Annotated in this window: 16 protein-coding genes and 1 tRNA gene; 2 read left to right on the top strand and 15 right to left on the bottom strand. The window is 42.7% G+C overall.

All coding sequences use genetic code 11. From position 1 onward, the window contains the following. Positions 1 to 16: 16 nt before the first annotated feature. The 4 genes from clpX to ED557_09010 form a co-directional block, all read right to left on the bottom strand. A complete protein-coding gene (clpX, locus tag ED557_08995) occupies positions 17 to 1,270 on the bottom strand; it encodes an ATP-dependent Clp protease ATP-binding subunit ClpX (GenBank protein RNC83897.1) in 1,254 nt (417 codons plus the stop codon). A 36-nt stretch (positions 1,271 to 1,306) separates the two neighbouring features. Then, positions 1,307 to 1,936 carry an ATP-dependent Clp endopeptidase proteolytic subunit ClpP gene (gene clpP / locus ED557_09000; GenBank protein ID RNC83898.1) on the bottom strand — a complete coding sequence of 210 codons (630 nt, stop codon included), beginning with the start codon at positions 1,934 to 1,936 and terminating at the stop codon, positions 1,307 to 1,309. 14 nt (positions 1,937 to 1,950) lie between these two features. Continuing rightward, entirely contained in the window at positions 1,951 to 3,246 is a 1,296-nt protein-coding gene (tig, locus tag ED557_09005) for a trigger factor (protein RNC83899.1), read from the bottom strand. 59 nt (positions 3,247 to 3,305) lie between these two features. After that, a tRNA-Leu gene (locus ED557_09010) sits at positions 3,306 to 3,389 on the bottom strand. A gap of 207 nt (positions 3,390 to 3,596) precedes the next feature. Between ED557_09010 and ED557_09015 the strand changes: the two genes are divergently transcribed. Next, positions 3,597 to 3,935, top strand: coding sequence for a divalent-cation tolerance protein CutA (locus ED557_09015; protein RNC83900.1), 339 nt, complete (start codon positions 3,597 to 3,599; stop codon positions 3,933 to 3,935). Here the strand turns inward: ED557_09015 and ED557_09020 are convergent. The 11 genes from ED557_09020 to ED557_09070 all read right to left on the bottom strand — a co-directional run bounded on the left by ED557_09020 (position 3,924) and on the right by ED557_09070 (position 19,478). Next, the gene (locus tag ED557_09020; GenBank protein RNC83901.1) at positions 3,924 to 4,583 is read right to left on the bottom strand and encodes a phosphoadenylyl-sulfate reductase; all 660 of its coding nucleotides are present in this window, start codon (positions 4,581 to 4,583) and stop codon (positions 3,924 to 3,926) included. The two genes, ED557_09015 and ED557_09020, sit on opposite strands and share 12 nt — an antisense overlap. Positions 4,584 to 4,859: 276 nt before the next feature. Then, positions 4,860 to 7,214, bottom strand: a complete 2,355-nt coding sequence (locus tag ED557_09025; GenBank protein ID RNC83902.1) for a T9SS C-terminal target domain-containing protein — start codon at positions 7,212 to 7,214, stop codon at positions 4,860 to 4,862. A gap of 31 nt (positions 7,215 to 7,245) precedes the next feature. Then, the gene (locus tag ED557_09030) at positions 7,246 to 8,649 is read right to left on the bottom strand and encodes an MFS transporter (protein RNC83903.1); all 1,404 of its coding nucleotides are present in this window, start codon (positions 8,647 to 8,649) and stop codon (positions 7,246 to 7,248) included. A gap of 24 nt (positions 8,650 to 8,673) precedes the next feature. Further along, positions 8,674 to 11,019, bottom strand: coding sequence for a beta-glucosidase (locus ED557_09035; GenBank protein RNC83904.1), 2,346 nt, complete (start codon positions 11,017 to 11,019; stop codon positions 8,674 to 8,676). A 2-nt stretch (positions 11,020 to 11,021) separates the two neighbouring features. Next, on the bottom strand, positions 11,022 to 12,152 hold the full coding sequence (locus ED557_09040; protein ID RNC83905.1) for an endo-1,4-beta-xylanase: 1,131 nt from the start codon (positions 12,150 to 12,152) through the stop codon (positions 11,022 to 11,024). Positions 12,153 to 12,155: 3 nt separating this feature from the next. Then, entirely contained in the window at positions 12,156 to 13,484 is a 1,329-nt protein-coding gene (gene xylA / locus ED557_09045; protein RNC83906.1) for a xylose isomerase, read from the bottom strand. 36 nt (positions 13,485 to 13,520) lie between these two features. After that, positions 13,521 to 15,011: a carbohydrate kinase gene (locus ED557_09050; GenBank protein RNC83907.1), complete on the bottom strand. Its 1,491-nt coding sequence runs from the start codon at positions 15,009 to 15,011 to the stop codon at positions 13,521 to 13,523. A 199-nt stretch (positions 15,012 to 15,210) separates the two neighbouring features. Beyond that, the gene (locus tag ED557_09055) at positions 15,211 to 16,209 is read right to left on the bottom strand and encodes a LacI family transcriptional regulator (protein ID RNC83908.1); all 999 of its coding nucleotides are present in this window, start codon (positions 16,207 to 16,209) and stop codon (positions 15,211 to 15,213) included. A 369-nt stretch (positions 16,210 to 16,578) separates the two neighbouring features. Next, positions 16,579 to 17,775: a PDZ domain-containing protein gene (locus tag ED557_09060; protein RNC83909.1), complete on the bottom strand. Its 1,197-nt coding sequence runs from the start codon at positions 17,773 to 17,775 to the stop codon at positions 16,579 to 16,581. Continuing rightward, the gene (locus ED557_09065; protein ID RNC83910.1) at positions 17,772 to 18,752 is read right to left on the bottom strand and encodes a bifunctional oligoribonuclease/PAP phosphatase NrnA; all 981 of its coding nucleotides are present in this window, start codon (positions 18,750 to 18,752) and stop codon (positions 17,772 to 17,774) included. The genes ED557_09060 and ED557_09065 overlap by 4 nt, the downstream gene beginning before the upstream one ends. Before the next feature lie 165 nt (positions 18,753 to 18,917). Beyond that, positions 18,918 to 19,478: a DinB family protein gene (locus ED557_09070; protein ID RNC83911.1), complete on the bottom strand. Its 561-nt coding sequence runs from the start codon at positions 19,476 to 19,478 to the stop codon at positions 18,918 to 18,920. Between the two features lie 164 nt (positions 19,479 to 19,642). On the opposite strand from ED557_09070, the gene uvrA reads away from it, so the two are divergent. After that, positions 19,643 to 22,456 carry an excinuclease ABC subunit UvrA gene (uvrA, locus tag ED557_09075; protein RNC83912.1) on the top strand — a complete coding sequence of 938 codons (2,814 nt, stop codon included), beginning with the start codon at positions 19,643 to 19,645 and terminating at the stop codon, positions 22,454 to 22,456. Positions 22,457 to 22,576 lie beyond the last annotated feature (120 nt).

The raw sequence follows: 22,576 nt of genomic DNA on the forward strand, positions 1-22,576 counted from the left end.
ATCGGGGTTAATTTCTTTATGCGGAAGCCTTTTGCTTTTCATAAACAGGGGGCGCATTATTTTCGATAGTATCTTTAGTAATAATACACCGTGACACGCTTTTCATTGATGGAAGTGTGAACATAATATCTAGCATGGAAGCTTCCATAATAGACCTGAGCCCTCGAGCACCTGTTTTTCGATCTTTTGCCTTGCTTACAATGGCCTTAAGTGCTTCGTCTTCGAAGGTAAGTTCTACATTCTCCATCTTGAACAGCTTTTCATACTGCTTTACAATAGCATTTTTTGGAGTTTGAAGGATATCAAGCATAGCTTCATCAGAAAGTTCATGCAATCCACAAATCATTGGAAGACGACCAATCAATTCAGGAATTAATCCAAACCTCTGTAAATCTTCAGGCTCCACATGAGTAAATATCTTTGGATCCCCTTTATCAAACTTAACCTGCTCTTTGGTATGGAAACCCATTGCACTGGTAGATAGTCTCCTGGAAATGATTTCTTCGAGACCTGCGAACGCTCCACCACAAATAAACAGGATATTTGAAGTATCCAGTTGAATAAAGCTTTGCTCAGGATGTTTGCGCCCTCCTTTGGGAGGTATATTTGCAATAGTACCTTCTAAAATTTTAAGTAAGGCTTGCTGAACGCCCTCACCACTAACATCCCTTGTAATAGATGGGTTGTCGCTTTTACGAGCTACTTTATCTACTTCATCAATATAAACGATACCACGTTTTGCACGCTCAACATCGTAGTCTGCAGCCCTTAACAAATTGCTTAAGATACTTTCAACATCTTCACCAACATAACCAGCTTCAGTAAGTACTGTGGCATCAGCAATGGTAAATGGGACATCAATAACTTTGGCCAGCGTACGTGCTAATAAAGTTTTACCACTTCCGGTAGGCCCCAGCAAGGCAATATTACTTTTTTCAATGCTGGTATCGCTGTGCTCAATGCTTTCCGTAGAAATTCTTTTATAGTGATTGTATACCGCTACCGATAAAGTTTTCTTAGCCTGATCCTGACCAATCACATATTCGTCGAGTTTGGCTTTAATTTCGATGGGCTTAAGAAGAGGTTTATAGGATTTTTCTCTTCTTCGAGCCAGGGAGGCTAAGTCGCTCTTAATAATACTTGATGCATCTTCAACACATCTGTCACAAACATATACCCCGGGGCCAGCTACCATACTGTTCACTTCCAGGCTCGAACGCCCGCAAAATGAACAATTTACGATGTCATTATTTTTCTCTTTATCGCTCATCCAGCCCCAAAGGTAATAAAATTTATACTACTTAGCCTACTTAGGCCTTGCTATCACATTATCAACCAGGCCGTACTTCTTGGCTTCATCAGAAGTCATCCAATTGTTACGATCTGAATCAACAATAACTTCACTTAGCTTTTTTCCGGAATGATCCGCAATAATCTGGCTTAATTGCGTCTTTGTTCTAATGATTTCTTTAGCTTCAATTTCAATATCGCTGGCCTGACCTTGTACACCACCTAGTGGTTGATGAATCATAACTTTAGCATTTGGCAGGCAACTTCTTTTCCCGGCTGTTCCCGCTGTAAGAAGTACAGCACCCATACTAGCAGCCATACCCATACAGGTAGTTGCTACATCGCATTTAATATGCTGCATGGTATCATAAATAGCTAAACCAGAGGTAACCACACCTCCCGGGCTATTGATATAAAGATTAATATCCTTTTCAGGATCATCTGATTCAAGGAATAACATTTGTGCAACAATAGAACTTGCCACTACATCATTAATGGCGCTTCCAAGAATAATAATACGGTCTTTTAATAGACGAGAATAAATATCATAAGCACGCTCTCCTCTATTAGTCGTCTCAATAACCATAGGTACCAGGTTATCTTCGATCGGAGAAAAGCCAGCCTCAAAAAGGGGTTGTTTAGTCATAATAGTAGTGTGAATTATTTCTTCTTTTTTGACTTCTTTTCCTGCTCTTTTTGGTAAGCCTCTTTATTAAGCTCTTTGATACTCACTTCATCCTGTAGCTTGTCGAATACCTTATTCTCTCTAATACTGCTTCTGAGTGATTCGAGCAAGCTTGGATTCTGAGCGTAATAGCCTTTTAATTGGTCTACCGTTGCGCCATATCGTGCGGCCTCTAAGGAAATGAACTCGTCGATATCTTCGGGTTTTATTTCGATATCTTCAAATGTTTCTTGAAGTTTTTGACTAATGAAATACCATTTGGTTTCTCTCTTGGCCTGCTCAGTCATTTCTTCTCTGTACCCAAGCTCATCAAAGGTTCCTGGCAGCTTATCTCCGTACTGCTGCTTTAGCTGTTGTACATAGGAGCTCTTAACCTGCTCAACAAATGCTTCAGGAGTATCAAACTCATTTGCATTTACCAGTGCTTCTACCACTTCATTTTTGAAAAGGTCATCTGAACTCTGGTCATAGTATTGTTGCATGCGGCTTTTGATGAAGCTTTTGAATTCGTCTTCTTCTTTAGCTTCTCCGTTACTGTTTCTCTTGAAAAATTCTTCATTCATCTCAGCCTGATGAAGTTGCTGAACCTTTTTAAGTGTAACTCTGAAATGATCTTTTTCGCCATCTTCTTCCAGCTTCATATCTACTACTTCGCCGGCTTTTTTTCCTTTTAGAGACTTAAGGAAGCTTTTTGCAGATTCTTCTCTTAGATCAATAACCTGATCTGTGTCCGAATCACCTTCAATCGGGTTACCATCATCATCTAACGAAACAACATCTACAACAAGCTTAGAATCTTTGGTAGCCGCTTTATCTACATCTTCCCAATTACCATCACGCTCTCGAGTTCTTTCTACTTCCTCTTCAACTTCTTTATCGGTTACATCGTGAACCATTTTGTTCACTTTAATTTTTTTCAAATCGCCCAGGGTAAACTCAGGCTTAGCCCCGATTTTGAATACTACTTCCAGCTCATCGTTTTCCCACTGAAAATCGATCATCTGAGTTTCTCCAATCGGGTCATGCTCCTCAACTACATCCTTTTCAAAAACCTCCTGGATATATTTATTGATTTCTTCAATCTCAATATCATTTCCAAAGCGTTTTTTTACAATGGAAAGAGGAACTCGGCCAGGGCGAAAACCTGGTAAATTAATTTGACCCTGGTATTTTCTAAGTGCCTTGTCAAATTTTGGTTGAAGTTCTTCTCGATTAGCTTTTAACGTTACTTCTTTATCTACAGAAGTAATTTCTTTCACAGAAATATTCACGAATATTACTCTTTAATTGTTGGTCAATAAATAAAACAGGGGGTGCACAGAAAGGAAAGTACGAGAGGGGGGACTCGAACCCCCACGCCGGTTAAAGCACTAGATCCTAAATCTAGCGTGTCTACCAATTCCACCACTCTCGCGAAATTTCAGAGCTTGCAAAGATACGGGTTGAAGAAAATAAAATCCATCTTCTATTTTGTATTTCTTTCGTCACTACGTGTTATTGATTAATGGTTATTTGTTATTGGGAAGGTGATTCACCAATAACAAATAACCATTAACAATTTTTAGATTTCTCAGTCTCTTGTTCATTATAATTTGAAAGCCTAAAACTCAACTCACTCGCTATGTACTACAATCTTAGATATATCTATATCACCACTTCATCTAAAGAAGAAGCGCGAAAAATCGGACGTGATTTAGTCGAAAAACGTCTGGCGGCTTGTGTCAATATCGTAGATGGTATGGAGTCTATTTTTTGGTGGGAGGGTAAGATTGAAGAATCAAATGAATGTGTTTTAATAGCCAAAACGGCATATTCAAAAGTTCGGGCTTTAACCGATAGAGTGAAAGAACTGCACAGTTACGATTGCCCATCTGTAGTTTCCTTAACCATTACCGAAGATGAGGGAAATAAAGATTACCTGGATTGGCTTATTAAGGAGTCTGCACAATCACGTGTGTAAACCACACTCGGTTTTATCCAGCCCACTCCAACGACCTTCTCTGCCCTTTCCCTGAGCTGTACAATGAGTACATCCTAAAGAAGAAAAACCCAGCGCTTCTAAAGGGTGTCTTGGTAAGCCAAAGTATTCATAATAGTCTTTAACCTGTTTCTCCGTCCAATCGATTAGAGGATAGAAGCGGTATAAATCTTTCCTTTGCTGAAGGATATTGAGTCCGGTTCTAAAACTGTTTTGATATCCCAGTAACCCGGAAATCCAAATATCATAATTACTGAGAAGGCTTTCGATCGGGGTAATCTTGTTATAAGAACAACATAAATCCGGGTTCACCTTCCATAGCATCTGCTGACGGCTCTTCTGATTCAGCTCATAGGGTGCTTTATGCGTGATGATATTCAAACCCAATATCCTGGTTAGCTCTTCTTTATAAGCATGAGTTTCCGGAAAAAGAAACCCTGTGTCTACGAAATGTACAGGGAGATCCGGTTTAACCCGGGCCACGATATGTAATAAAAGTGCAGAAGTTGTACCAAATGAGGTAGTTACCAGTGCTTTATCCCCATACTTGTTGAGTACATGAGCGAGCCTTGCATCGACTAAAGACGAGGCAAGGTTTTGGTTTAACCGATCCAGTGTTAATGCTTCCATCCCAAAAAGTTGGAGCTTTACCTGATAACATCCAATCTTTTCGTCACAAAAAAGCCGGATTTTTACGGAAGCGCTTCTAAAGAAATGGCCCGCATTTCAATGCAGGCCACATATCTGATTGTGAACTAAAATTTTTGTCATTGAGAAGGACTCAGCTTTAGCAAGTCCTGAAGCAATCTCGTAATGTTAACTCACCCTCTGAGATTGCTTCGTCGTTACCTTTTGTAAATGAAAAAACATGAGTGAGCTTCTCGCAAAGACTCATCGATTAAACTACTATTTAATCAAGGTCATTCTTTTCACTTCCCTGTAGCTTCCAGCAATTATTTCATAGAAGTAAACCCCGGAAGAAAGATTTATCGCATTCAAACTCACAGAGTGCGTTCCAGCTGCTTGCTGAGCATTAACTAATACCTGTATTTGTCTTCCTGTAACATCATATACCGTCAGCTTCACATCTGAAACCGAAGGAATAGAATAGGAAATTTGTGTAGTGGGATTAAATGGATTTGGATAATTTTGAAATAAGCTATAGCCCAGAGGCTTTTCAATAGCTTCATCTTCATTTGATACTACTACTTCTGTTTCTTCAACATATGTTCTTAACCATGTAAGCGCCGGCCGTTCCTCTTCGCTTGGTCTCATAATGTATGCCTCCTGTTCAGACCTCCAATGCCCATCTCTCCACCCCCAAAGAGTGATCCCTTCTACTGAGGTATGCTCCCACATCAACGGAAAAATACGTTCGTACTCTTCAAGTTGGGTTTGGTCAGACTGAGCATCAGATCCGCTTGGAAAGCCATCAATATCCAGTTCTGTAATTTGAATGGGTAAACCAGTAGCTGCAAGTTGGTTCAGGCTAAACTCCAGCTGACTAACATTGGCAAATTTTGTTGAAAATGCGTGCGCCTGAACCCCAATGCCATCAATCAGGCCCCTGTCTTTTAACAGATTGATAATAGTTATATAGTTAGCCGTGTTTTGGGTATTACCAAGTATGCTGTAATCATTGATGATAAGCTTTACAGAATCCGGGAAAATATCACGTGCCATTTGGAATGAGGTAATTATCCAGTCCCAGCCTGTTTCACCATTTCCACCCAAAGCATCGATATATCCCCCACTATCAGATGTACCTGAGTTGGCTCCGGAATTATTTGGTGGATCGTGTAGCGGTTCATTTACTACTTCAATCCAGTCTAAATCAGGATAACGTTCCGCTACAGCTTCGAACCATTCTTCAATTTCTTCAAGCTGTTCGGAAGGAGAAAGGGATTTGATCCAGGTTGGCTGTTGATTTCCCCAAACCAGGACATGAAATTTAAACGGAAACCCGTTTTCCCTCGCAAGATTTGCAGCTGCATCCATCTGGCTCCAATTCATCACATCCCGTGTACCTTCTACCGAGCCCCATTTCCCAGCATTTTCAGGGGTAACCTGGTTCCAGTATTCTTCAAATCTTGGAGCTTGCGCCGCGCTGTACACATTACCTAGAAACTTAGGTTTATCCCTGGCAATAGGCTCAAAGGTTTCTTCAGGCTCAATTGGTTTTTGAACTCGAACACTGTCAATCCATATACTTTTACCAACATTACCTGTCATGCTTAAGTGTATAGGTGCTCGCCCAACCGTATCCTCCGCTCCGGCTTGAAACTGGAAGCTAAATTCCTGCCAATCGGTAGTTAGTGATACCTCACTATTATTAATCCTGCCGAATTCTGTGAATGATGGATTTCCAACTGTGAAATTTGCTGTTGCTCCTGATTCACTTGCTTTAGCCCATGCTGAGAAGGTATAGGTAACTCCAAATTCTACGGGAAATAATTCATTGATAGCCTGAATACTCCAATCATTGGCACCTTGAGCAGCAATATCAACGCGAAGTGCGCGATCTCCATCTTTGACTACATCATCTACAATGGCAAAGGTAGCATCTCCGGTATCCTGAAGTTCGAAGGTCCAGCCATCTATGGAAGCAGTATCGGCTTGTTCAGTTAACTCGGCGTCTTCAAAACTTCCGTTCGTATTCTGAGCTCCTTCCGGATCAGGGCCGATTACCTGGAGATTATCGATATAGATAGTGCCCCCTACATTAGAAGCAAAATTCATTGGAATGGCAAAGCGCATCATATTTTGCTCATCAAAAGCTGTGGCAGTGTATTCAATCTCGTACTTAGTCCAAACAGTATCCAATCCTGAATCGAACTGCTCATACCTGCTCCAGCCTCCACTTTCGGGTAGTCCGATATAAAAACGTGCTGTTCTGCTAGTGGTATCGGCTTTAAGCCAAACCGTTGCTATATAAGTATCACCGGCTTTAACTAACAGGTCTTCATTTACAGCTTCAATATTCCAGTCATCACCATTGTTGAATGCTCCAAATGTTACTTTCAACGCTTTGCCATCATCATCATGAGCTTCATCTACAATCTCAAACGTGCTACTTGCTCCATTGGCGTTGATATTGAAGACCCAGCCCAGATCATTTCCGGCTAATACGCCCAGCTGGAAGTCTTCAAAACTCCCGTTAGTCGCGAAATCTTTTGTGGCCTGTGCAAATACTGAACTGGTACAGATCATAAGTGCACCTATGACCAGGTGAACTCTCTTTTTAAATACTGAAAACTTCATAGTGTTTTTTATTTCGATGAGTGTTTGTGAGTTAGGCTGGGATGAATTCTTCTCCACTTTCGCCTCTTCTTTCTATTAGATCGACTTCAATTTCTTTCATTTTCTCGTTGGTGAGTGGGTAGAAAATGATCACAATGAAAGCTAAGATTCCAAATATTGCGGGGATGATACTTACCAGCATCTGAATACCTTCCAGAGCCTCTACAGATTGATCCTGATTTGCCACAAAGCCATAGGCTGATAGCACCCAGCCTGTTATTGCTCCTCCAAGAGCTACTCCTAGTTTTAACGCAAAAAGAGATGCTGCCATAATGAGCCCGGTCGCCCTTCGGCCAAACTTCCATTCTCCATAATCAGCTGTATCGGTGTACATTGCCCATTGCAAAACTGCTACCGGTCCCAAAAGAAAACCAGCAATAATATTTACTAAATAGATGGCAGCAATCTGATCGGGAGTTAGAAAAAAGAAGAAGATGCTGACCACCGCACCAAGCCCCAGAAACCAGCTATAGGTTTTCTTTCTATCAAGAAATTTTGTGATTGTACTTGTCAGTAGTGCCCCAACAAGTGTAGCTAAAGCCCCAGAAGTGAGAAAGGTGGAAAGAGAAAGCCCTATAGCGCTCCCGAATAAGTCAATGGAATGATCACCAACATAATAGTTAATGTAGAAGGCGAAGGATCCCCCGCGTATTACCAAAAACATAAGCTGAAAAACAGTCGCTAACCCAATGAGTACCCATGGTAAGTTCTTAATTAAATCTCCTCCATCTCTCCAGATATTGATTTCCTGACCCTTTGGTGGTGCAACTCTTTCTTTGGTTGTGAAAAAGGTGATCATAAAGAGAACGGCAGCAACAAGACCGTATAATCCCATTGTCCACATCCAACCAGCTTGCCTATCTCCACCACCAAAAAATTCAACTAGTGATTCAGTAAAACCAGTAACAATCAATAAGCCAACATAGGCAGCTACAAAGCGGTAAGAAGAAACCACCGTTCGTTCCTCCGAACTTGGAGTAATAACTCCCATCAATGCTGAATACGGAACATTGATTGCCGTGTACAAAATCATCATCAAGGTATAGGTGATATAGGCATATACGATCTTTCCGGTATCGCCTAAATCCGGGGTAAAGAACATGAACATCCCTATTACCCCAAATGGGATCGCTAGCCAAAATAAATACGGGCGGAACTTACCATATATGGATATTGTGGAATCCGAGATAATCCCCATCACAGGATCAGTAATTGCATCAATTATTCGTGTAACTAGAAACATGGTCCCGGCCGCAGCTGCTGAAATACCAAATACGTCTGTATAGAAAAAGAGCAAATAAACTATAAAAGTCTGAAAGAAAAGGTTGGAAGCTGTATCCCCTACGCTATATCCAACTTTTTCTATAAAAGGAACCTTGTGTGATGAATTACTCATATGCTGCCTTGGTTTTGCGAAGTACTACTCCTTCACGGTTAGGGTTAATTTGGTCAAGTCTTCATCTCTTGAGGAATTTCCAATCATGATGTCAAATTCACCGGGCTCTACCACATAATTCATGCGGATGTCATAAAACGCCAGAGATTTTTTGGTGATTGGAATGCTAACAGTCTTAGTTTCACCAGGCTTAAGCCACAATTTTTTGAAGCCTTTTAATTCTTTAACCGGGCGTGTAACCGAACTCACGCAATCCCTGATGTACATCTGTACAACTTCAGACCCTTCGTATTCCCCGGTGTTGGTTACATCTACTGATACTGAGGTAGCACCATCTACCGAAATAACCGGATCATTAATTACCGGGTTTGAGTATTCAAATGTGGTGTAACTAAGACCGTATCCAAAAGGAAATAGAGGCTGTGCATCATCATGCAAAAACCCCCGTCGGGCTGAGGGACGGTAATTATAATACACGGGAAGCTGACCTACTGATTTAGGAATGGAAATCGGGAGTTTGCCCCCAGGGTTGTACTCTCCGAATAATACTTGGGCTAAGGCGTTGCCACCTTCCTGTCCCAAGTACCAGCATTCTAAAATGGAGGCTACTTTTTCGGCTACATTATTAATGCTTAACGGGCGGCCATTTACTACTACCGCGATCACTGGCTTTCCGGTAGCTACCATGGCGTCTACCAGTTCATCCTGTTCTCCAAATAAATTCAAATCGGTACGATCGCCCATATGAGTTAAGCTCCAGGCTTCGCGAGAGGTTTGATCATTACCTCCAATAGCTAAAATGATTACATCGGAGTCCTTCACATCTTCAACTGCCTGAGCGATATATGCGCGGTTTTCATCTGGCGTAGGAACTACAACAGTATCCGCTTCCCAGCGTCCGCCTACGGTAATTTGACACCCTTGACTATGAACTACTTCAACCCCCAGGGATTTTGCCTTAGTTTTGATTCCGTCAAGTATGGTGACATTAGTTTTTGGAGCGCCACTATAGCCACCCAATAAACTACGATCGGCATTCGGTCCTACCACTGCGATTTGCTTCAATGTATTTGAATTCAATGGCAGTGTATTACTTTCGTTCTTAAGGAGGGTAATAGCCTCCCGGGCAGCCTGAAGGGCTAAAGCTTTGTGGGATTCTGAGCCTGATACCTGCTCCGCCATTTCCGGATCGAGATAGGGATCATCGAACAAGCCCATTTTGAACTTCCAATACAGCATGGGCTCCACCAGTTCATCCAGCATTTCTTCTTCGATACGGCCTTCATTTACCAGATCAATGATATGTAGGAAACAATCAGGCTCGGGCAGTTCGATATTCACACCAGCTTTTATCGCTAGCTCAGCTGCATGTTTTCTGTCTTCCGCAATTCCATGACCATGAGTAGCCTCACGATCAAACAGCTCTAGAATAGCATAGTAATCGGAAACCACAAATCCTTTAAATCCCCATTCGTCTCTAAGCACATCGCGAAGTAACCATGGATTGGCATGAGAAGGAATAGCGTCAATTTCGTTATAAGAAGCCATCACACTTACCACATTTGCTTCGTCAATGGCCTCTTTAAATGGCATCAGAAAGGTTTCACGAAGTACACGCTCGGAGATATTTACCGGACCACAATTCATTCCTGATTCCGGCTCTCCATGAGCAGCAAAGTGCTTGAGGGTAGCCATCACACGATCTTTATTATCGAACTCGCTATCACCCTGAAATCCTTTTACAGCTGCTACACCTAATTGTGCTACCAGATACGGATCTTCTCCAAATGTCTCTTCCACACGTCCCCAACGAGGGTCACGAGCCACATCCACCACAGGCGTCAATGCCTGATGAGCTCCACGTAACCGAGCCTCTTTTGCAGCCATAGCATAAAGCCTTTCTACCAACTCTGTATTAAAAGTACCTCCTAATCCAATAGGCTGTGGAAAGCTGGTGGCCCACTTTGATGCTAATCCATGCAGGCACTCCTCATGGAATACTACCGGAATCCCTAAGCGGGTATGCTCCAGGAAAAATTTCTGAATGGCGTTCGTGAGCTCCACCGTTTGGCGAGCATCAAAGCCAGCTTCATGACTGGCTTCTTCATCTTTGCCTGCATCACTTGGTCTCCCTACCTGACCAAGTCCATACCCGTGTCCAAAATGCTTACTTGCCTTTTCAGGATCGAAATAGCCTTGTTCATCTACAAGCGTATCTTTTTTCTCATTCCAAATCCCGACCATTTGGGCGGCTTTCTCCTCAAGGGTCATCCTTGAGATCAAATCTTTGGTTCGCTCTTCGGGACTCTTAGTAGCGTCTTTATAGATTGCCTGGTCTAATGCTGTTTCTTTATGAATAGTCTCTTCCATACTTACTTATTTGAAGGCAGCTCCATGAGTACTTTCGCTACCTCTTTTTCATTTCCTTCCCGGTCGAATAACAGCGGATAATTCCTCCGCTCTGAAACGGGCCAATAATTTTTCCATGAATCTCCATCGGTTACCCCCCAGGTGGTCACCCGATTGATTTTATCTGCATGCTTTAGAAATACCTCGAAATAGGCTGTATACTGATCGATTTGAGCTTGTTTAATGGAATCGGGCATTCCTTCTGTATAAGGATTAAGCTCCTCTTTTAGCTCAGCTCTCATACTAATATCTGCTCCCATATATTCGAAAGCGGGAGGGAGTACATCTACATCTAATTCGGTGATAGCAACAATCCCCAGCTCACCAAACTTAATGATGCTAGCCTCTACTTCTTCAGCGGTAGGGCCTTGCAATCCATAATGTCCCTGCATACCAATTCCTGAAACTTTGATCCCTTGCTCTTGGATATCTTTAACCATTTGGATTGCGCCATCAGCTTTATCAGGGTTGAACAGGTTATAGTCGTTGTAATACAACTCAGCCTCAGGATCAGCTGCAGCGGCGTATTCAAAGGCTTTGGCGATAAAATCCGGGCCTATGATTTGATACCATTTGGACTCTCTAAAAGTACCATCTTCATTTAGTGCTTCATTCACCACATCCCAACCATTAATCCTACCTTTATACCTGGTTACAATCGTAGTGATGTGATCTTCCATGCGTTCAAGAAGTGCTTCCCTTGAAAGTGGATTTCCATCCTCATCTTCAAATACCCAATCCGGCGTCTGGCTATGCCACACTAACACATGGCCGACAATGAACATATCATTCGCTTCACCGAATTCTACAAAGCTGTCTGCTTCTTCAAAATTGAACACGCCTGGCTCAGGATGAATTCGCTCCCATTTCAAATCATTCTCGGGAGAGATAGAGTTGAAGTGTTTTTCAACTATAGGAATTCCTCGCTGGTCTTCTCCTGTATATTGACTGGTTTTGAGAGCCGCACCTATGTAAAAGTGGTCGTTATAGGCACTTGCCAGGGTTTCAGCGGGTTGCTGCTCGATAGTACCAATACATGATGTACTTAGAATTACTATGAGAACAAAAGCCGGTAACTGGGCTAGTCTTTTCATGTTCTAAACGAATTGGTTGATGATATTTTCGTACAGCTCCTGCTTACCACTTCGCTGCTCGATATCCTGATTTGAAGTTGCATGGGCATGTAAATCTTCAAGAGAAAGTTTTCCTTCCTCGAAGTCTTTTCCTGAACCCGAGTCAAAAGAACTGTATCGTTCTTTTCTTAACTCCGGATAGGCCGACTTGGTCAAAATAGCGTCAGCAGCCATTAATGAACGAGCGAATACATCCATTCCGCCAATGTGCGCATGGAAAAGGTCAATCAAATCAGTTGAGTTTCTTCTGGCCTTGGCATCAAAGTTGATCCCTCCTCCCTGAAGACCACCAGCCTGAAGGATAACAAGCATGGCCTGGGTAATTTCAAATACATCTACCGGGAATTGATCAGTATCCCATCCATTCTGGTAATCGCCACGATTGGCATCAATACTACCTAGCAAGTTATTATTAGCAGCTACTTGTAGTTCATGCTCGAAGGTGTGTAGCGCCAAAGTTGCATGGTTCACCTCGATATTCAGTTTAAAGTCATCCAGCAAATCATACTTGGTTAGGAAACCCAAAACGGTAGCTGAATCAAAATCATATTGATGCTTAGAGGGCTCCATTGGTTTGGGCTCGATAAAGAAGGTGCCAGTAAATCCCTGACTGCGAGCATAATCTTTGGCCATATGAAGGAATTGAGCAAAATGATCTAATTCACGCCCCATATCTGTATTCAAGAGCGACATATATCCTTCTCTACCTCCCCAGAATACATAGTTTTCACCGCCCAGCTTTATGGTAGCATCCAGTGCATTTTTTACCTGAGCACCAGCAAAAGCAACTACATTAAAATCAGGATTAGTAGCAGCCCCATTCATATACCGAGAGTGGCTAAAGCAATTGGCCGTTCCCCAAAGAAGTTTCACGTCTGAGGCTTCCTGCTTTTCCTTTGCATAATCGGTAATAAAATCCAGCCTCTTTTCTGATTCAGCTAGTGTATCTCCTTCTGCAATAAGATCGAAATCGTGGAAGCAGTAATAGGGAACACCCAACTTGGTGATGAATTCGAACGCAGCATCCATTTTATCTTTTGCATTTTGATAAGGATCGGTGCTGCTAGCCCATGGAAACTCCTTTGTTCCCGGACCAAAAGGGTCACCTCCTGTTCCGGTAAGCGTATGCCAGTAAGCCACTGCAAATTTGAAGTGTTCCTTCATGGTCTTGCCAGCTACTACTTTATTTTCATCATAATATTTGAATGCTAGAGGGTTATCCGATTCCTTGCCTTCAAACTGGATGCGACCAATCCCTTTAAAATATTCCTTGTTTCCAATCAGTACTTTCATATCAAATGTGTTGTAAGGTTTTCCCTTTATGAGTAATTAAAATGAGTGTTTTTCTATTTCCTGCTTCCAGCTTCCGAACAGCTGTTTATAGTTTTCAGCGAGTTCAGGATTAGGGTCAATCACAGCAATGCGCTCCAAAGTTGAAAAAGCTTCTTCCGGAGTGGTATAAAAACCTGAACCAAGAGCTGCGCCTCGGGCTGCACCAGCAGCACCATCCGTATTATAAAGTTCCAGAGGAATTCCGGTTACATTCACAAAAATCTCCCGAAAAGATTTGCTTAAGAAAAGGTTCGCATGACCCGCCCGAATCCGGTTTTGTTCAATGCCCAGATTTTCCAGCATTTCGAAACCAAGATTGAGGGCATAAACAATTCCTTCAACCGAGGCACGAAGAATGTGACTGGTATGGTGACGGTTGAAATCCATATTGAGTAAATGCGAACCAACAATTCGATTTTCAAAGATCCGTTCGGCACCGTTACCAAAAGGGAGGCAGGCAAGCCCTTCAGAACCTGCTTTTACTGAATCCACCATATCATTCATATGGATATAATCAATGTTCCCACTCCCGGTATTCAGTATTCGGCGTAGCCAGTTATAAAGAATCCCAGTGCCGTTGATACAAATTAGAACACCATTCCTCGGGGCTTCCGGAGTATCGTTTACATGAAGAAAGGTGTTAATCCGCGATTTTTCATCATACGCATTCTTATCAGTTACCGCATAAATCACTCCTGATGTTCCTGCGGTGGATGCTGTTTCGCCCGGGTTCAATACGTTTAATGAAAAGGCATTATTAGGTTGATCTCCTCCTCTGTAAGTAATGCTAACACCGGCTAATAAACCAAGTTGGGCCGCTACTTCCGGCTTAACTGACACCTGGTCTCCAATAGCAGGCACCACCTCCGGAACCAGGTCTTCTGAAATACCATACACGCTTAAAAGCTCCTGGCTAAGACCTCGTTGTTTAAAATCCCAGAAGATCCCTTCTGATAAGCCGGTATTGGTGGTTGTAATCCGGCCGGAAAGCTTCATCGCGATAAAATCACCAGGTAACATAAACTTATGGATCTTTGAATAGATCTCGGGTTCGTTCTGTTTAACCCATGCGAGCTTGGAAGCCGTAAAATTCCCCGGAGAATTCAAAAGGTGTGGTAAGCAAAATGCTCTACCTAAAGAGTCGAATGCTTCATTACCAGCTTCTACTGCCCGGCTATCGCACCAAATAATAGAAGGTCGAAGTACCTTTAACTTTTCATCGACCAATACCAGGCCATGCATTTGATAAGAAATACCGATGGCTTGAATATCTTTGGGGTTCGTTCCCGATTCTTTAATGAGAATAGCATAGCCTTTTTGGAAATTTTCCCACCAATCCTCCGGGTTCTGTTCGGCCCATCCAAATTCTGGAGCATTAATTGCCAGTTCTTCTTTGGGATAAGAAAGTGAATGAATTACTGTGCCTGACTCGGCATCGAATAATGACAGCTTTATAGATGAGCTTCCTAAATCTATTCCTAAGTACATGGATACATTATTGCGCTTAACGACTCCTTCAGATTGTACAGGAACGAGAAGGTCTACTCTAAAAAGAGGAGCTTATAATCTCGCTCGTACAATTCCCTTGCTCTACAAAGGAATAGATAATATTTAAATGGGAGCAAAAAAGAAACAAGTTTGCGCAAAATTTTTGCATTAATTAAGCAAATTTGCTCAACTCATAATTTCAGCTCGACTCTCTTATTTTCAAGCTAACCGGAACCATGCTCACGATACCCTGATGCTCATCATCTCTTCCGATTCGGGAGAGTAAGTTATCGAGAGTGTTTTCTCCTAACCGGATATAGTCGGTGTCTACAGAAGTGATTTTAGGATAGTGGGTTTCACAAATGGGTAAGTTATCATAACCCGCAATGGCAATATCATCAGGAAAACGATATCCAAACTTACTCGCTGCCTCCATAAAGCCAACTGCCATGGCATCGTTAGTTGCAAATATGGCCTCGGGCTTAACACTAGCTGAATGAAAAGCTTCAAATGCTTCTTTTCCCGATTCCAGGGTGTAATCTCCTCTAAAGCTCCATACTATTTCCTCTTCCGCAACATGAGTTACGTAATCATTAAAGCCATTTGAGCGAAACCTGGACTCGGGCATTTCAGCCGGCCCTTCTATAATTCCCAGCTTTTTATATCCCTTGCCATGGAAATGCCTGGCTATAAGTGTAGCTCCCTGATAGGCATCAAAAGTAACGGTGTCCAGTACAGAACTATCAATATTAGAACAGGAAATGATGGGAAAATCTCTGGGTGTGGAATACAGAATCTGCTGGTAATCGGCTTCTTTCATTTCAGGGGCAAATAGCACGGCTCCTGAAAAGCCAAAGGCTCTTAAATGTTCAATTAAATGAGGAGCATCATGTAAGTCTTCATCTATTCCAAACAAGCTGAGAGTCACATTTTTCCGATAGGCAGCTTTCATAAAACCTACTGCAAACGACGAATAAAATTCTCCCTCACGGAACTGGGTAATCAATGCGATATAAGGGGGCTGGTCTTTTGGTATGGCCCTGCCGTTGGTAGGTAACGGGTATCCCAGTTCATGGGCGCTGGCCAGAATTTTCTTCCGGTTTTCTTCTGAAATTCTACCTTCTCCCCGAACTGCTCTTGAAATCGTAGAAATCGAAAATCCGGTGGCATCCGAAATATCTTTTAGTGTAACCTTCATTTGGCCTAAATCTTTTTGAGCAAATTTTGCACAAAGATAGGGATTCGTTGCTTCATTGGAAAGGAAAGATCCTTGTTCTTAGTTGCCAACCCACTTCTTCCTCTTGCTCTCGTTTCGAAGGTCCACCTTCGGAACGCACGCTGGGAAGCTCTAGCTTCCCAAATGCATTCCCAAGCAGGAGCTTGGGAATGAGTTAAAGAGGAAAAGAAATACAACCTCCTATTAACTCAAAGCTTCAGTCATTATAGATCCCGGATCAAGCCTGCCTGTCGGCAGACAGGTGCGGGATGACCATTTAGGTTAAAGGGCAGAAAGAGTTTTGGTCTTTCGTTGATCCTTCGCAAGTATGCTCAGGATGACCAATAAGCTCTACCTTCCAGCAACCCTCTTTCTTAGCGTCATTTCGGCTTCGTAGTCTTTTCCATCGCGGTGAAGTTGTATCACCATGTTATCTCCCTCTTCATATTCACGCATAAGCGCCCACGCATACATTTCACTACTTACTCTCTCTTCCCCAATTCGGATAATTATATCTCCGGGCATGATACCACATTCATACGCAGGTCCGTCTTTATTCACAGTAGTAACTAAAAGTCCTGGCACGGGAGGCAAGCCATACTGGTACACCAAAGATCGGGTCATCGGGGTGAATTCAAGACCGGGATCAAAATCCAGGGAAACCGAACCTGATTCTTTAAGCTGATCAATAATCTTAATTACCCGGTCGCTTGGGATAGCAAAACCAAGTCCTACAAATCCATTGCTGGTTCCGCCTGTGAAGATGAAGGTATTCACCCCAATTACTTCGCCGTCACTATTTACCAGTGGCCCACCGGAATTCCCTCTGTTAATGGAAGCATCTGTTTGGATCATATCCATATATACGCGGTGGTCATTGGGATCGGGTTTAAAATCACGTTTGGTGGCACTTACCACGCCAACCGTTACTGAAGGCTGTCCATCGGCAAACAACCCAAATGGATTTCCCATTGCTATGGCCCATTCACCAACCAATACCTGATCGGATTCGGCGAATTTAACATGAGGGAAATCTTCCCGATCACTGATAATCTTTAACAGAGCCAGGTCAGCTAATTCATCAGCGCCGAGTACTTCGGCATCATATACCTCTCCATCCGCAAGCGATACCTTTACCGTTTTGGCCGACTCACTGGCCACATGCTGATTAGTTACTACCAACCCATCATTACTGATGATAAAGCCAGAGCCCATACTTTCCACCTCACGCTGAACTGGGCGAGAGAAAAAGAAAGAGAAAAAGGGATCTGCATTGCGATCGTATCCGGTTTGAAGTTCCGTTACCGTGATACTAACAATTGCCGGACTAGCTTTCTCAACCGCATTGGTGATCGCATTCCTTCTGGTATCCGAAATTAATTCTATTTGCCGTTCCTTCTCTTCAACCACATCAACGGGACTAGTTACGGCCGAAGAGGGTGTACCGCTTATCGAAGTTGCAATCGTATCACTTACCTCAAGGTTAGGCTTGGTGCAAAATGAAGTAGTAAGTAAGAGAGAAAAAAGAATAGTAGCGGTTTGCTTCATACACTATAGGTTGGTTTCAATTGTTCTTCTCCAATGCTGATTACGTCTTTAATAGCTTGCTCCAACGGGCCTTTATGCCATCCGGCTGCGGCTTTTTTATGTCCGCCTCCCTGAAACTGTCTGGCCCAGATATTTACATCAATTTCGCTTCTTGATCTTAAACTCAATTTTATCCGATCTCCATCTTCTCTAAACAATGCGCAAGCTTTTACTCCGGAAATACTCAGAGGATAGGCAACAAAGCCTTCGGTATCCTCTTTGGTAGTTCCGGTTTCCTCAAACATCTCCTGGGTAACGCAGATAATGGCAATTTGTTGGTCAGCAAATAGAGTAATTGTTTCGAGTGCTTTACTAAGCAAGTGCTGCTGCCCCAGGGTCCGGGCGGAATAGATGTTCTCCACTACTTTATTTGGGGAAAACTTCCCGCGTTCGAGTAAATCAGCTGCAGCTTTAAGGGTATTTGGACTCACACTATCAAACTGGAAAGAACCTGTATCAGTTACTATTCCGGTATATAATGCTTTAGCAACCGCTTCATCAATCTGATCCGGGTTGTGTTCAGCAAAAAGCTGGTACACTAATTCACATGTTGAGGAATAATCGGTGCGACTAATCCCCACTTTATAAATATCATCCGGCTGCGGATGGTGATCGATCATATAGATAGGCTTACCTAAATCAGCTATTTGTTCAGCTACAGAGCCAAATCGATGCAAAGCATTTCCATCTACCACTACAAAAGCATCAAAACCCGAAAGATCCTCTGAAGAAGGCTTTACTACCGGAAAAAATTCAAATAACCAGGCCAGGTTATCTCCGGGAGAGTCTTCGTTAAAGGCGACAGTTTCCACTCCGTTTTTTTGCAGCCACAAGCATAATCCGATTTGGGATCCTAAACAGTCTCCATCTGGGCGTATGTGCGAAAATACAGCGACCCTTTTATGGGATAAGATGTTTGATATAAATTCTGAATACATAATTACCAGACGAAAATAGAACTATCCATCCAGCAATGCTATGGTAACGTGGATAGATATTATAATGCTATTAAATTATTACACATACTCTCATTCTTTAATCACTTAGGGTACTGCAACGCGTTTTGGTTAATGGTTATTGGTAAGGCGGCTCACCGATAACCATTAACGAATAACTAATAATATGGTGCGTTCAATTTGTTGAAAATGCCTTCGTTGATGGGCTTCCATAATGGCAAAACAGCTACTCAGGTTCATTTTGATAATCGGGTAAATCGGATTGTTTAGCTTCACTTTTGATAAATCAATCTGATGTTCCTCTGCTATTTCAATCAACGTAAGAAACCGATCTTGTAACGCATTAAAGTCGGAAAGCAGCGCTGTTTTTTCTAACTCTTCTATCTGTACAGGTTCAAAAGAGGGCAATGTTTTAATTCTTCTTCGGAATTCAGGGCTAACCGATTTGATAAAGAGGCGTAGGTGCCAGGCATGTTTATATTCTCCGGATACTTTTGGATATCTATCTAATCCTCCTTCCAGCTTCGGCTCCATTACAGCAAGGTATTCCTCCCCCGATTTAAGCAGGTGACTGATTACTTCTCCCACGCACCAGGCGTCAGGATTCGGCCGGGTAGAAAACTGGATATCGTCCAAATGATCAACCAGAGAAGCGAGTGTTGATTTAGCCCTTGTGAAACCTTCCCGGTAAAACTCGTTGGTGTACATAACTCTATACTTTTGATGAAAAATATTGCCGATACAAATAGCCTGCAATTATGAACATTTTATGAACTAAAACTACAGGGAGTAGAAAATTTTCTGCGTTTTCATTCGGTGGGCTTCGTTCAAAAACGTATATTCCAGATTCGCAATTTGCAGGAAATTAGTTCATGGCATCCACTAAAAACGGAACTCCAACATCTTCAAAAATCGATAAGGGCAGGCCTATTATTGTTAAAGGGGCGAGAACTCATAACCTTAAGAATATTGATGTAGAAATTCCCCGCAATAAACTAACCGTAGTTACCGGTGTATCCGGTTCCGGGAAATCCAGCCTCGCCTTCGATACCATTTATGCGGAAGGACAGCGCCGTTATGTGGAAAGCCTTTCGAGTTATGCGCGCCAGTTTTTGGAACGCATGGATAAACCGGATGTGGATTTTATGCAAGGCATCTCGCCTGCCATGGCCATCCAGCAGAAAACAACCAGTAGCAACCCCAGGTCAACGGTGGGGACCACCACAGAAATTTATGATTACTTAAGGTTGTTGTTTGCGAGAATCGGCGTTACCTATTCTCCCATTTCCGGAAAGCGGGTGAAAAAGGATTCACCCCGAACTGCTATTGCTGAGCTATTTGAAACCCAGGAAGAGGGGGCTCGATTCTACGTACTCTTCCCTATCCCAAAAAGGGATAAAAAGAAAATCTCTGATGAGCTTAGGGTACTAAAAGAAAAAGGACTTGCCCGCCTGCTTCGTTTAGAGGATGAGCAAGTATTGGATCTGACTCAGGAAGAGCCCGAGCTCAAAAAATTCAAACCAGATGCCTATCGGGTCTTGGTAGACCGGCTGGTTGTAAAAGACGATGAAGCAACAATTACCAGAATAGCCGATTCACTTGAAACAGCGTTTAGGGAAGGAGCTGGACGATGTAGCATAAAAATCAGGAATGGAGATGAGCTACCCTTTAGTGAGCGGTTCGAGCTGGATGGAATGGAATTTACCGAGCCAACTCCGCAGATGTTTTCATTCAACAATCCTTTCGGGGCCTGCCCGAAGTGTGAGGGCTTTGGTAAGGTTACCGGAATTGATGAAGACCTGGTGATTCCCGACCATGATAAAACGCTTCGAAATAATGCTATTTCACCTTTCGATTCTCCCAAATTCAGCGCACATCTCAAGGATCTGGTACGGGTGGCATCCAGGGAAAAATTTTCGATTGATACCCCTTACTCGGAACTTCCTAAAGAAGTTAAAAATATTGTTTGGAGAGGGAAGGATGAGTACATCGGTATCTGGAAGTTCTTTGACCAGGTAAAATCTCAAAACTACAAAGTGCACATGCGAGTGCTTTATTCCCGATACAGGGGCTATAGCCGCTGTCCTGAATGTGAAGGGTATCGCATAAGAAAAGACGCTCAATATGTGAAGGTGGGTAATATGCATGCCGGGGAAGTATCAGAACTGACCATTGGTCATGCCCGGGAATATTTTGATAAGCTGGAACTCAGTGATTTCGAGAAGGAAGTAGCAGGCCAAATTCTATTTGAAATAAGAAAACGCCTTAAGTATTTGGATGAGGTCGGCCTGGATTACCTCACCCTGGATCGGCTTGCAAACACCTTAAGTGGTGGAGAGTCCCAACGAATAAGCCTGGCTAATGCTCTGGGTAGTTCACTAATTGGCAGTATGTATGTGCTTGATGAGCCAACGATTGGGCTTCACCCTAGAGATAATGACCGCCTGATTCAGATACTTGAATCCTTAAGAGATATTGGCAATACGGTATTGGTTGTGGAGCACGATCCGGAGATGATGAAAGCTGCTGATAATATCATAGATATAGGGCCTTTTGCAGGAGTACATGGTGGCGAAGTTGTATATGCAGGGGATTTCCCAAAGCTGCTTGAAGCCGATACCCTGACGGGAAAATTCCTCAGTGGAAGAAAGAATATTGAGCTGCCCAAAAAACGACGAAAAGGAAATGGACGATCTATCCATTTGGAAGGAGCCAGTGAACACAATCTCAAAAATATTGATGTCGAATTTCCACTTGGGTTGTTATTGGTGGTAACCGGGGTTTCCGGTTCGGGAAAATCCACCCTGGTACATGATACCTTATATGGTGGCATTCGCAAACATATTGGCTCCTACAATCAGAAAGTTGGGCGATTCAGAAATATCTCCGGGCTTAGTACAGTTCATAATGTAGAGATGGTAGACCAAAGCCCTATCGGTCGTTCATCCCGCTCAAACCCGGCCACCTATACAAAAGCATTTGATGGGATCAGGGATGTGTTTGCCGCAACGCGCCAAGCTAAGATTATGGGATACACTCCCGGTCATTTCTCATTTAATGTTCCGGGAGGACGATGTGAGACTTGTCAGGGTGAAGGGGTTCAGAAAATTGAAATGCAGTTCATGGCCGATATTGAACTCACTTGCGAGGTATGTAATGGAACCCGCTTTAGAAAGGATATTCTGAATGTTAAATACAGGGGGCAAAGCATCCATGAAGTTCTGGACATGCCTATTTCAGAAGCTATCGACTTTTTCGTAGATGAAAAGAATATCATCAATAAGCTTACTCCGCTTGAAAAAGTAGGACTTGGTTATCTGAAACTGGGGCAAAGTGCTACCACCCTGTCAGGAGGTGAAGCTCAGCGGGTTAAACTGGCGCGTTTCCTTACCAAGTCCAGCTCCGAACATACCGTTTATTTTTTCGATGAACCTACCACTGGTCTGCATTTTGAAGATGTAGCCAAGTTACTGGATGCCTTCAATGAACTTGTTAATTCCGGGCATTCGGTAATCATTATTGAACACAACCTGGATATTATTAAAAGTGCAGACTGGATAATTGACGTAGGGCCAGAAGGCGGTTTTGGAGGAGGACAAATAGTTACCGAAGGAACTCCGGAAGATGTTATTAAATCCACGAAAAGCCATACCGGTAAATATCTTTCTGATTATCTGAAGAGTTAATATTGATAGGGTTGGATGCTTGATGAAAAAACCCTGGAGTGGAGCTAACAGTTAGGTTAAAGTTTTAATACTCAGTCCCTTCTCTTCACAAGACTGTCTTCAATAAGAAGGTCTTTTTTT

The sequence above is a fragment of the Balneola sp. genome (assembly GCA_003712055.1).
Classification (GTDB): Bacteria; Bacteroidota; Rhodothermia; order Balneolales; family Balneolaceae; genus RHLJ01.